This window comes from Kitasatospora sp. NPDC001527 (assembly GCF_040298605.1).
Classification (GTDB): domain Bacteria; phylum Actinomycetota; class Actinomycetes; order Streptomycetales; family Streptomycetaceae; genus Kitasatospora.
Genome location: NZ_JBEPAM010000005.1, coordinates 303,438 through 314,780 on the forward strand (window position 1 = coordinate 303,438; position 11,343 = coordinate 314,780).

Annotated in this window: 9 protein-coding genes; 5 read left to right on the forward strand and 4 right to left on the reverse strand. The window is 73.5% G+C overall.

Annotated elements, in window-relative coordinates; genetic code table 11:
- Positions 1-28 precede the first annotated feature (28 nt).
- Together ABT238_RS07925 and ABT238_RS07930 are read right to left on the reverse strand one after the other, a co-directional pair.
- Positions 29-1,216, reverse strand: coding sequence for a response regulator (locus ABT238_RS07925; RefSeq protein ID WP_350560064.1), 1,188 nt, complete (start codon positions 1,214-1,216; stop codon positions 29-31).
- Between the two features lie 102 nt (positions 1,217-1,318).
- Positions 1,319-1,534, reverse strand: coding sequence for a hypothetical protein (locus ABT238_RS07930; protein WP_350559916.1), 216 nt, complete (start codon positions 1,532-1,534; stop codon positions 1,319-1,321).
- Positions 1,535-2,170: 636 nt separating this feature from the next.
- On the opposite strand from ABT238_RS07930, the gene ABT238_RS07935 reads away from it, so the two are divergent.
- The 5 genes from ABT238_RS07935 to ABT238_RS07955 all read left to right on the forward strand — a co-directional run bounded on the left by ABT238_RS07935 (position 2,171) and on the right by ABT238_RS07955 (position 8,545).
- Positions 2,171-2,374 (forward strand): hypothetical protein, encoded by a 204-nt coding sequence (locus tag ABT238_RS07935; RefSeq protein ID WP_350756064.1) that lies wholly within the window; start codon positions 2,171-2,173, stop codon positions 2,372-2,374.
- A 359-nt stretch (positions 2,375-2,733) separates the two neighbouring features.
- Positions 2,734-3,108, forward strand: a complete 375-nt coding sequence (locus ABT238_RS07940; RefSeq protein ID WP_350756066.1) for a helix-turn-helix transcriptional regulator — start codon at positions 2,734-2,736, stop codon at positions 3,106-3,108.
- Between the two features lie 7 nt (positions 3,109-3,115).
- Complete coding sequence (locus ABT238_RS07945; protein WP_350756068.1) at positions 3,116-5,350, forward strand: hypothetical protein; 2,235 nt, start codon at positions 3,116-3,118, stop codon at positions 5,348-5,350.
- On the forward strand, positions 5,347-6,078 hold the full coding sequence (locus ABT238_RS07950) for a helix-turn-helix domain containing protein (protein ID WP_350559927.1): 732 nt from the start codon (positions 5,347-5,349) through the stop codon (positions 6,076-6,078). Before ABT238_RS07945 ends, ABT238_RS07950 begins: the two co-directional genes overlap by 4 nt.
- A 100-nt stretch (positions 6,079-6,178) precedes the next feature.
- Entirely contained in the window at positions 6,179-8,545 is a 2,367-nt protein-coding gene (locus tag ABT238_RS07955; RefSeq protein ID WP_350756070.1) for a DEAD/DEAH box helicase, read from the forward strand.
- Positions 8,546-8,654: 109 nt separating this feature from the next.
- Here ABT238_RS07955 and ABT238_RS07960 read toward each other — a convergent pair whose 3' ends face one another.
- Positions 8,655-9,419 (reverse strand): aminoglycoside adenylyltransferase family protein, encoded by a 765-nt coding sequence (locus ABT238_RS07960; protein ID WP_350756072.1) that lies wholly within the window; start codon positions 9,417-9,419, stop codon positions 8,655-8,657.
- 332 nt (positions 9,420-9,751) lie between these two features.
- Positions 9,752-11,197 (reverse strand): purine-cytosine permease family protein, encoded by a 1,446-nt coding sequence (locus tag ABT238_RS07965; RefSeq protein ID WP_350756074.1) that lies wholly within the window; start codon positions 11,195-11,197, stop codon positions 9,752-9,754.
- Positions 11,198-11,343: the final 146 nt, after the last annotated feature.

Consider the following 11,343-nt stretch of genomic DNA (forward strand, 5'->3'; position numbering starts at 1 on the left):
CTCCGGCACCCGGGCGGGCGGCAGGTGGTCAGGAGGGCTGACGGGGCCGGAGGGCGGTGAACAGGAGCTGGTCGGCGGCGTTCCCGGGTTGCCGAGTCGGCATCGTGCGTGGTGTGCCGCGGTAGTTGAGGTACATGCCGGTCAGGACGGTGACCTTGGCGCGCAGGACCCAGGGGTCGAGCGGCTTGACGATGAAGTCGACGGCCCCGGCGCCGTAGCCGCGCAGCGAGTTCTCGGGGCCGTCGCCGATCGCGGTGACGAAGATGATCGGGATGTCGCGGGTCTGCGCGCGGTTCTTGATCTGGACGGCGGTCTCGTAGCCGTCCATCCCCGGCATCTGCACGTCCAGGATGATCACGGCGATGTCGCTGTGCTGGAGGAGCGCCTTCAGGGCGTCGGGGCCGGACGCGACGGGCAGCACGTCCCAGTCGGCGGCCGCGAGAACGGCCTCGAGCGCCACCAGGTTCGCCGGCTCGTCGTCGACGACGAGGACCCTGGGCCTGCCGGCGGCGGTCGCGGCGGGGACAGCGGGCTCGATCCGGGGCGGGTCCTCACCGGCCTGCTGCTCGGCCACGACCAGCTGGCGCTCCAGCAGTTCGCAGCGCGCCTCGGCGGCGAGCTGACGGCGAAGCGCCTCCGCCAGCTCGCTCTCGAGGCGGGCGACCTCCTTCTCCAGTGTCCGTCGCTCCCGCAGCAGACCGTCGCGGCCGCCGGCGTACAGGGTGACCTCGTCCGCGCGGGCGCGTTCCCGTGCCCAGTCGCTCTCCAGCTGGTTGAGGCGCAGCTCCAGGTCGGCGATGCGGTGGTTCTTGTCGAGCAGGGCCTCGCCGAGGACGTCGCTGTGGGCGGCGGACCGCCGGGACAGGCGGTCGGCTTCGGCCAGCTGGAACTGCAGCTGCTGCACGGCGTGGCTGACGGAGGCGTTGGTCCGCTGCGCGGCCGCGTGCAGGGAGCGCAGCAGCTCGATCGTCTCGGTGGTCGCGACACTGCCGCGGTCGGCACCGACGTCGGTGAGCAGGTCCTGGACGAACTGCCAGGGCGGGATTCGCTGCCCGGACAGGTAGCGGGAGAGTGCTCCTGGGCTCAGGTGCCGGCGGGCGCTGTAGCGGCGCATCGACACGGCGGGCCGCAGCCCTGCGAACAAGCTGCGCAGGGCCTCGGCGAAGGCGCGGCACTCCTCGTTCAGATCCGGGCTCAACGGCTGGAGGCTTCCCACCCGGTTGCCCTCCGGTGTCTCACGGGTCTCCACAACGTCACCATCCTCGCAGTGTCGGACGGGCGGTGGCCCGGGAACCGCAGGACCCGGGCCGCGCCGGGTTCAGGACGCGGACGTCGTGTCCGTGGGCTCCTTCTCGGGGCCGGCGATGAGCTGGTTGACGACCGGAACGCTGACGCCGAAGGCGCCGACGCCGTACAGGACGCACTGAGCCGGGTGCACTCCTCCTACGGCGGCCAGGATTCCCGCGCCGATACCCGCGAGCAAGCCGATCAGCAGCACCAGAGCTGCCCTGGGCGACAGCAGCGCACGCTGCACCTTGAACCTCCTCGATCGGTGGCGACCTGCGTCGGCCACGACCCGCGCGTCAGCCCGTTCGGTCTGACGGTGCGCCACAGCATCGCGCGCCCGGGTGCCGTTGCGCCGCCGTTTCCGGGCCGGAAACGCCAGATGGCAACAGCGGTTCGACCGCACCCGGTCCGCCTGCACCTTCGGCTCCCGCGCCGGAGCGGGGGGCGGAGCAGTTGGCCGGAGCGCAATCACGGGGCAGCCCGTTCCTCGGCCGTCTCACGGCGTTCCTCCAGCCGTTCCGGCCCACCGGCGCGGGAGTGCGATACGGGCCGGGGCGCGCTGCCGTGATCCCGGCCTGGGCTTCCACCTCCCGCTCGTGGCCGAGTGCTTGTCACCCTGAAGAGTGCGTGTGTGCCCGGGGGCCGTGTGGGGGTGGACGGTTCCGGCCTGGGCCTGAACCGTCCAGGTCCGTCCTCTGCTCGGGAATTGCCCGGTTCGGCACGATCGTTCCATGTACCTGGTTCATGTGTTCCTGGACGCCCCCGCAGGTTGCGACGGGCTGTCCCACGGTGTCCGCGAGCTGTTGCTGGCCGTCGCGGTCGTGGAGGGGGGGTCGAGCACGTCTGTGTCCATGCGGGTGCCGTGCGGTCTCCCGTGGTGGGGGTGTTCGTGGTGGCGGATCGTCTGGAGGACGCGGAGGAAAGCGCGCTGGCGTTCTGCCGGCGTGCGGTGGCCGCGGTGCCGGAGCTCGCGGGGTGGCGGGTGCGGAGCGGGCGTGTGCCGCTGGTCGGCGCGTTCTACGAGGGGCTGCTGGCCGCTCCGGGCCCTGCCGGCCGGAACGGCCCTGGGACGATTCCGTCCATCTGACTGCTCTGCCGGCCGGCTGAACATCGCGCTGACGTTTCGTGCCGCTGCCGGGCGCCTATGAGGACTCCCAGAAGAAGCGGCCTTCGCGGTGGTCGGGGCTGACGAAGCCGAAGCCGTAGCCGCCCGGCTGCTGGCCGGTTCGCTCTCCTGGCGGCCGGGTCCTCGCCCAGCCGGCAGCGCGAAAGCTCCAGTCAAGATCGTTTGGCAAATGGTCAAGATCACCTGACACGGGACACCTGTCAGAGGACAAGTGCCACCGCGGGTCGAGGACTGTGCTGCTATTGAGGTGCTTGTGCGCCTATTTAAGTGGCTTTCAATGAGGCACTCTGTGCTACCTTCCTCGTCGGGAGGTATGTGTGATGTCCGAGATCTTCGCTGCGGTGGACGCGTTGCTGGCCAAGGCCCGGGACGGTGGGGACCTGCCGGAGCCGGCCGAGCGGGAGCGGCTGCGCAAGGCCGCGGGTCTGACCCAGGTCGAGGTGGCCGAGGCCTTGAAGACCCGGCGGGAGACCTTCGCGAAGTGGGAGTCCGGCACCTCCCAGCCCCGCGCGCCGAAGCGCGGCGCTTACGCCTTCCTGCTCGCGGGCCTGGCCGACATTCACGGCACCCGGGGACCGGACGGCTGGCTCGCCCTCGCCCGCCGGGCCCGCCCGCTCGACACCGCCGCCACCGCCGCCACTGCCACCGCCGCCACCGCCGCCACTGCCACTGCCACCGCCGACGAGGGGGAGTGAGGCCCTGATGGACCGCAAGACGTACACCGCCGAACTCGCCGCCCTGCGCGAGCTGCGCGCCGGGATCACGGCCGCCGAGAAGGCCGTCGCCGCCGCGCAGAAGGAGCTGGACAAGCTGGCCGCCCAGCGTGCGCGCCGGGTGGCGGGGCTCGCGGGGTACGAGGGTGCCCAGGCGCCGGCCATCGCGAAGGCCTCGGGGCTTTCGGTCGGCGACGTGGTGCGGATCGCCCCGCTGCTGGACCCGACCCCGGCCGCCGTCCGCGCCGCCGAGGCCGACGACCGGGCCGCCGCTGCGCCCGCCCCGCTGCCGGTCGCCGAGCCCGCCGTCGCGGTGGCCCCGGCGCTGACCCGCCCCGCCGCCGTACCCGAGCAGCCGGTCCCGGCCGTCCCCGTCCCCGCCGTCGAGGTGCCGGCCGCGGCCGAGGACCAGGTCGTCGTCGAGCAGCCCGCCCCCGCCGCTGCCGCGCCGGTCGTCCCGGCGGCTTCGGCCGCTACGGTCGCTGCCGCGCCGCGTCCGGTGGACGAGGCCAGGCCGCGCGAGCTGCCCACCCTTCCCGAAGGCCCGGCCGGCGCGCGGTTCGAGGCCGTCACCACGGGCCTGGTCTCCAAACGCCCGAACTTCACCCAGCAGGCCCGCAGCACGGTGTTCCTGGACGCCGCGACCGGCGAGCTGGCGGTGCGCGACCGCGTGGTGCGCCTCGACCTCGGCGCCCGCACCCCGGGCGACATCCTGGACGCCGTCTTGGCCACCGCCCCGGGCACGGAGCGGATCTACATCACCGCCGGCGCCCCGTGGCACGACGGCGCCGAGCGCTACTCCACCCTCAAGGACGCGGTCGCGGCCTGGCTGAACACCCCCTCCGAGCGGTGGACCACCGCCGTCGGCTCCGGCCGGGACAAGCTCGCCGGGCACTTCGTCCACCAGCGCCAGCCCGTCGGCCGCTACGCCCCCTCGGCCGCACCGGACAGCGGCAGCACCGAGATCCGCTCGATGGGGGAGTGGTTCGACCCCGATGGCGCCGACGTGACGACCTGCCGGCAGGCGTTCGCCCTGCTGTGGCAGGCGCTGCGCCGGCACTGGGACGACGCGGTGCTCATGGGCTCCCCGAGCCAGACCGGCCGGGACCTGTGGTCACGCACCATCCCGACCACCGGCAAGTGGGCGGGCGGCTACCCGGTCCTCTCCGAGGACCTGCGCGCCCTGCTCCACGCCACCGGCGGGCAGGGCCGTACCGAGCTGGTCCTGCCGCCGCGGGTACCGGCACAGCTGCCCGCGCTGGTGGAGTACGACCGCACCTTCGCCTACGCCAAGCACCTGTGGAAGAGCCCGGTCGGCACACCGCGCCGCATCACCGCGCGAGCCTTCGCCGCGATGACCGAGCAGGAGCAGACCAAGGCCCTGATGTCCTGCTCGCACTGGAACATCCGCGTCACCGTCCCGCAGGGCTGGCAGCACGTCGGCCTGCTGCCCGCTCCGGTCACCGGTGACCGCGCCTGGATCTACCCCTCCGAGCCCGGCGCGACGTTCACCACCTGGGCGGGCGGCGCGGAGGTCCACCTCGCGCTGGCCAACCACATCGCGCCGTGGCGGATCGAGGTCCTGGGCGGTCTGCTGTGGGAGGACGGCAAGCCGCTGGACGAGTGGGGCAAGCGCCTGAAGGCCGCCTGGGCGGACCTGACCAACCTCTCCCGCATGCACGGCGAGGAGCGCCAGCGGCAGGCCGCCTACCTCGCCTCCCGCGCCGTCCGCTCCGTGCTGCTGTTCGGCCTCGGCGGCTTCGCGCAGCGCCCGCGCCTGGTCTCCGGCACCACGCCGGTCGGCGAGGCGCTCCCCGCCGGCGTCGAGATCCTCGGCCAGGACGGCCAGGTCGTCACGTGGCAGCGGCAGGCCGGGTTCTCCCGCGACCCCTACGCGCACCCGGAGTGGGCGGCCTACGTGTGGTCGGGGGCGCGGGCGGCGCTGCTGGACATGAAGTACCGCCAGGGCAAGGAGGTCATCGGCCACGCCGGCGCCCTGCACGCCAGGCCCGGCACCGTCGTGTACTTCGGCACCGACGGCATCGCCCTGACCGAGCGCCAGCCCTGGCCCTACCGGGGCGAGCCCGGTGACTACTTGCTCAAGGGCCACCTGACCGGGCCCGTCGAGCACCCCGCCGGCCAGGAGCAGTACCTCAAGCTGCGCGGCCTGGGCCGCGCCGAACTCGCCGAACTCGCCGCCGCCGGGAAGGGTGCTGACCAGTGAGCCCGGCCGACCCGAACCAGCCGAACGAGGCGGCGCGCCTGACCCAGCAGCTGATCGACGAGGGCTACACCAAGCGCCAGGTCGCCAGGATGCTCGGCCGCGACGCCTCCCTGGTCTCCCAGTTCTTCACCAAAGGCAAGGGCGCCGCGTTCGTGAACGCGCTGCGCCAGTTGGTGCGGGCGGTGCGCGGCGGCGAACGGGACGAGGAGGCGCTGGTCGGGATCGCGGAGGCGAACACCACCCGCCGCCGCACCAGGACCGGGCAGAAGGCCAGGGTGCGGGGCAAGGACGTGATCGGCACCCCGGGCGGGAGCATGGCCGGCCGAGCCGGGAAGCAGGCCATCAAGTCCGGCGCCGCGCACCTGGCCGGCGTGATCCACGCGGCCGCGGCCGCGGACGGCCGGGTCGCCCTGACGGTGCGCATGCTCTCCCGCTACTTCACCCTGTCGGCCGGCTCCAGGCAGGACTCGCCCGGCATCCGGCGCGGCGTGGTCCCGCGCGCGGACGGCACCGAGGAGCGCACCTACGGCTCCGCCGCCACCGGCGGTTTCCCCGCCGCCGAGTGGTCGCGGCGGGTCGCCGTCTCGCACGGCGACGTCGTCGACGCCGTGAAGACCTGGCTGGTGGAGAGCGGCCGCGCCACCGAGGACGCCGAGATCGTCTACCTGGAGATCCGCACCTGGACCCCCACCGGCCACCAGAGCACCCAGGTCCTCATCAACGAATAGCCCCGGCCCGTACACGCCTCCCCCTCCCTCCCTCCCTCCCTCCCTGCAGCTCCGCTCGCCGCGGCCCCGCCGTCTCAGCATCCGAAGGAGAAGTACCGCCGTGGAGAGCACCGCCGCCACCGCCGGGCAGGACGTTGCGGCCGGACCGCGCGCCCAGGCCGCACCGCCGCTCCCGGCGCAGCCGTCCGGCATCACCGCGGTGAACCCGCTGCCGCTGCACTGGTTCCAGAAGGACGCGGTGGCGGCCGCGGTGCGCGAGGTGAAGGACGGCGGCCGGGCCACCGTCGTCGCGGCGACCGGTTCCGGCAAGACCCTCATCGCCGCCGGCTGCGCCCGGCGGATGGCCGCGCGGGGGCGGGTGCTGGTGCTGGTGCCGACGATCGAGCTGCTGGAGCAGACCGCGGAGGCGTGGTCGCTGCGGGGCGGGCGCCGGGGGCCGGCGGTGGCGGCGTGTTCGCGGCAGGAGGCGCTGGAGAGCGCGGAGGCGGGCGGGCACGTCCACGCCCAGGTGACCACTCAGGCGGCCCGGATCGCCGACCTCGTCGGCGCCGCCCCCGAGGACCGGCCGGTGACCGTGTACGCGACCTACGCCTCGCTGGAGCGGATCGTCCAGGCCCACCGCGACTTCGGCCTGCCCGCGTGGGACCTGGTGGTCGTCGACGAGGCCCACCGCACCGCCGGTTCGGCAGGCAAGGCGTGGGCCGCGATCCACGACGACACCCTGGTCCCGGCGAAGCGCCGGCTCTACTTCACCGCCACGCCCAGGATCGCCGACGACCGGCGCGCGAAGGACGGCCTGGCCGACCTCGCCGACGCCGGCACCGACGGCGCCGAGAAGCTGCCCGTCCTCTGCTCCATGGACGACGAGGCGGTCTACGGCAAGACCGTCTTCACCTGGACCCTCGGCCAGGGGATCGAGCACGGCTACCTCGCCGACTACCGGGTGCTCGTGCCGGTGGTCACGGACGAGGACCTGCGCGAGCTCCTCAACCTCCCGGCCGTCGCCGACCTGCGCTCCCAGCGCAGCAACGAGGAACTCCTGCGCCTGGCGCTGCAGATCGCGGTGCTGCGCGCCGTCGCCGACCTCGGCCTGCGCCGCGTCATCACGTTCCACTCCCGGGTGTCCGCGGCGCGGGAGTTCGCGAACACCCTGCCGGACGCCTCCCAGCTGCTGCCCGACGCGGAGCGCCCGGAGCGGATCTGGGCGAAGGCGGTGGCCGGCACCGACCGCCTCAAGGACCGCCGCGCCGCGTTCGCGGAGTTCAAGGCCCACACCGGCGAGGACGGCGAGGAGTGCGGCATCCTCGCCAACGCCCGCCTGCTCTCCGAGGGCATCGACGTGAGGGCCGTCGACGCGATCTGCTTCGCGGACCCGAAGTCGAGCGTCATCGACATCGTCCAGGCCGTCGGCCGCGCGCTGCGCCAGTCCTACCGGCAGGGCAAGGTGTCCTGGGTCATCATCCCGGTCTACCTCCCGGCGCCGGAGGTCGGCGACGACACCGCCACCGCGGACCCGGCCGACGTCCACGACGCCGGCGAGGCCGTGAAGGCCGAGGCCGACGCCGAGATCGAGGCCTCCAGCTTCCGCACGATCGGGCGGGTCCTGCGGGCGCTGGCCGCGCACGACGCCCGGGTGGTCGGCCGGATCACCGAGCTCCGCGCCCACCGCTCCCAGGCCGCCGCGCACACCACCACGGCCAAGCCGACCGAGGGCGAGGCCGCCGAGGCCGGCGGCGCGAGGGAGCAGCAGCCGGCCCCGGTCGAGTCGCCGATCGAGTGGCTCAAGATCAACGCCCGTCGGCACGCCGCGCGGATCCTCCGGACCGTCAAGCTCCGTGCGTTCAACCCGCGCGCCGTTGAGTGGCAGCGCATGCACGCGGTCGCCACCGCGTTCCACCTCGAGCACGGCCACCTCGACCCCACCGACCGCGAGAAGCACGTCGAGCTGATCTCCTGGCTCACCCGCCAGCGCCACCTGCACGGCCAGGGCCTGCTGGACGCGGCCCGCGTCTCCGAGCTGGACGCGCTCGGCATGATCTGGTCGAAGAACACCAACGCCTGGGAACGCGGCTACGCCTACGCTGCCGCGTTCCACCGTGGGCACGGCCACCTGGCGATCCCGGCGACCGCCAGGCTGGACGACTACGCGGTGGGCGCGTGGATGCGCCGCCAGCGCAAGGCCACGGGCCTCACCGCCGACCAGACGGCCAAGCTCGACGGCCTGGACGAGCTGTGGCGCCTGGAACCGGACTGGAACCGCTCCTACCGCCGCCTGCTCGCCTACCTCGCCGCCGGCGGCAGCCTGGACGGCCCGGCCAACCGCACCGGCGGCGAGGCGGACCCCACGTTCCGTCCCGGCGCATGGCTGCGCAAGCAGGCGGGGGCCCGCACCGACGGCAAGCTGACCGGCCACCAGACCGCGCTCCTGGACGCGCTCCACCGCCACGCCGAGACCGTCACCGGCTGAACCGACTGCACTCCCAGGCGAAGTACAGGCGAGACCCCGGACGGCGGCGCGCCCGCAGTCTCGCTCCGTCCTCGCCCGCGCCCGGACAGGCCCACCGTCTCATGCCGCATCACCGTTCCCGGCGGCGCAGGTGGTCGATGCGAGCGAGCACCTCGTCCACGTGCGGGCCCACTTGGGACGTCAGTTCGCCGCTCCAGGTCTCGTCCTCGTAGTGGCAGTTGCGGTACAGGTATCCGGCGTGCTCCAGGACGGGGCGGTGTTCCGCTGGCAGGTGGGCGAGGGCCCAGTCCGCGGCGGCGTCCTTGGGCTTGATCTCGCCCGTGGCGAGGGTCGTCCAGATGCGGGCGAGGGTCAGCAGGACGTTGCGGGTGTCGCCGGGCAGGTCGTCGAGGAGTTCGGGGATGCCCAGGACGCTCGCGCGGACGAGGTCGGCGTGCGGCACGGGGTCGAGGAGGCGGCCGGGAGGCGGTCCGGTGAGGGGGTGGTCGCCAGCCAGGACCACGGTGAGCGCGAGAGCCAGGTCCGGCATCGGGCCGGGCTGGGGTGGCCCGCTGTCCCGGAGCTCGTCGCGCAGCCACTCGCCGAACAGGAAGTCCCCGGTCGGCGGGAACCGCCAGGGGCGGACCTCGGACTGGACGACGACGGTGAGTTCCACCGGCCGGACGGCGGGCGAGAGACCGGAGATCTCCAGCAGGCCCTCGGTGAGCGCCCGCCGGCTCCGGTCGTCCAGGCTCTGCCGTGTGACGGCCAGGACGTCCAGGTCGCTGGCCGCCTTGAGGCCGCCGAGCACGGCGGAGCCGTGGAGGTACGTGCCGAGGAGCTCCGAGGACAGGACGTCGCGGACGAGTCCGACGGTCTGCTCGAGTTGATCCATCACCGCATTGTCCCCCGCGGAGCGAACCGCCGGGGCCCGCCGTGGCTCGGGCCCGACCCTGCAGAACGCCGACGTCGAGTAGGCAGCAAGGGGACCGCAGGCCCCGGACGCCGGTTCCGGTGTCCGGGGCCTGCGGTCCCGTCTCAGGCCCTCCTGTGGCGCGGCGTGTTCCATGGTGATGCCGGGTAGGGCGCCGGACCTCGGGCGTCCGCCACCGCCGGCGCGCCGGCCGGATCCGCTTCTGCCCCGCCGCCGGCCACGAGGACCTGCACCGGACCTGGAGCCCCGGGTCTGAAGCTGCGGTCCGCGGCGAAGCAGGACGCGACGGTCGGTCAGGCGCCGCCCGTGGGCAGCCCGAGTTCGCCGGGCGCGTCCACGCGGGGCGCGGTCCCGGCCTGTCGCGCCGAGAGCGTCCTGGCCGTCAGGGCGTAACCGACGCCGCAGGCGATCGCCACGAGAGGGGTCGGCAGCACCGTGTCGGGCAGGGCGACGAAGGCGAGGGCGCCGAGTGCCGTCCAGGCGAGGGCGAGGACGTTCACGCCGCCGGTGTAGCGGTAGGGCCCGTGGGGGTCGAAGAGGGCCGGCACGTCGATGCGGCCCCGCTTGATGACGAGGTAGTCGGCGAGGATCACGCCGACGAGGGGCGCGAAGACGTTGCCCATCGCCGACATCGAGCCGTTGAACCCGTCGATGAGCGCGGGGAAGGCGGCCAACGCCGTACCCGCGGCGGCGACCACCATGGTCGACCAGAAGCGCCCGAGCCGGGTGGCGAGGTTCGCCAGCGCCAGGCCGCCCGTGTAGACGTTCAGCACGTTGACCGTCCAGTTGTCCAGGAGCAGCACGACCAGGACGAGGACCAGGGTGACCGAGCCGACGCCGAGGCCGGGGATCACCTCGAAGGCGTTCGCCGTCGTCCCGAGGGTCGCGGCGGCGGCGTAGGCGCCGAAGAAGGCGGATCCGGCCGTTCCGAGCAGTGCGGCGGCCATGGTGCCGATCCACATGTCCTTACGGGACCTGGAGTAGCGGCAGTAGTCGGCCGCGTCCGTCACCTGGCTGAACCATGCCGCCGCGACGGCGTTCACCCATACCGCGAACACCGCCCACTGCCAGCCGGCCGAACCGGAGTAGGCGAACACCTCGCTCGGCGCGAATCCCGGCGCCTGGTGGTTGGCGAGCAGCCAGAGGAGGTAGCCGAGAATCACGAGCTTGACCGGGAAGGCCACCTTCGACAGCCACTTGAGGGATCCGTATCCGAAGAGGGCGACGGATGCCTGGAGCACGGCGAAGGCGAGGCTGACGCCGATGAGCGGCGGCTTCATCCCGAGCCACGCTTCGAGTACGGCCAGGATGCCCATGGCGCCGGCCAGGGTCTGGAAGGCGAACCAGAAGGCCGAGCTGACGGCGCGCAGCAGGGAGACCAGCCAGCGGGAGGCCGTGATGCCGAGGAACGCCCGCGTCGACACGATCCCGGGCAGGCCGTAGTCGACGCCGACGGTGGCCATGACGGTGTAGGCGCAGAAGGCGATGAGGATGCCCAGCACCTGGGCGGTGACCGCGGCCCAGAACGAGAGCCCCGAGACCACCGCGAGTCCGCCGATGAGGATCAGGCCGGGGTTGAGCATCACGTTGAAGATGATCTGGAACAGGTCGTACCAGCGCACGGTGCGCTGGTCGTCCGGTACGGGTTCGATGCCGTGCCGCTCCACTCCTTTCGGCTGGCGGTAGGCCTCGGGCGAGCTGTCTTCGGATCTTTGTGTACCGGGAACGTCGGTGCGCATGGGCGGGCCTTTGGTCTGGGGCGCGGGGAGGGGACGGCGAGGCGCGGGGAGCGACACCTCGCGGGTGGGGGGTTCACCTCGGCGGCTCGGCGGGCTGGACCTCTTCGCCACCCGGAACTCGGGCTTCGAGGTGCGGCGGACGGCCC

Excerpts from the sequence above, each read along its gene's own strand:
- ABT238_RS07945 (WP_350756068.1), top strand. The coding sequence starts at position 3,116 with ATGGACCGCAAGACGTACACCGCCGAACTCGCCGCCCTGCGCGAGCTG.
- ABT238_RS07965 (WP_350756074.1), bottom strand. The coding sequence starts at position 11,197 with ATGCGCACCGACGTTCCCGGTACACAAAGATCCGAAGACAGCTCGCCC.
- ABT238_RS07960 (WP_350756072.1), bottom strand. The coding sequence starts at position 9,419 with ATGGATCAACTCGAGCAGACCGTCGGACTCGTCCGCGACGTCCTGTCC.
- ABT238_RS07940 (WP_350756066.1), top strand. The coding sequence starts at position 2,734 with ATGTCCGAGATCTTCGCTGCGGTGGACGCGTTGCTGGCCAAGGCCCGG.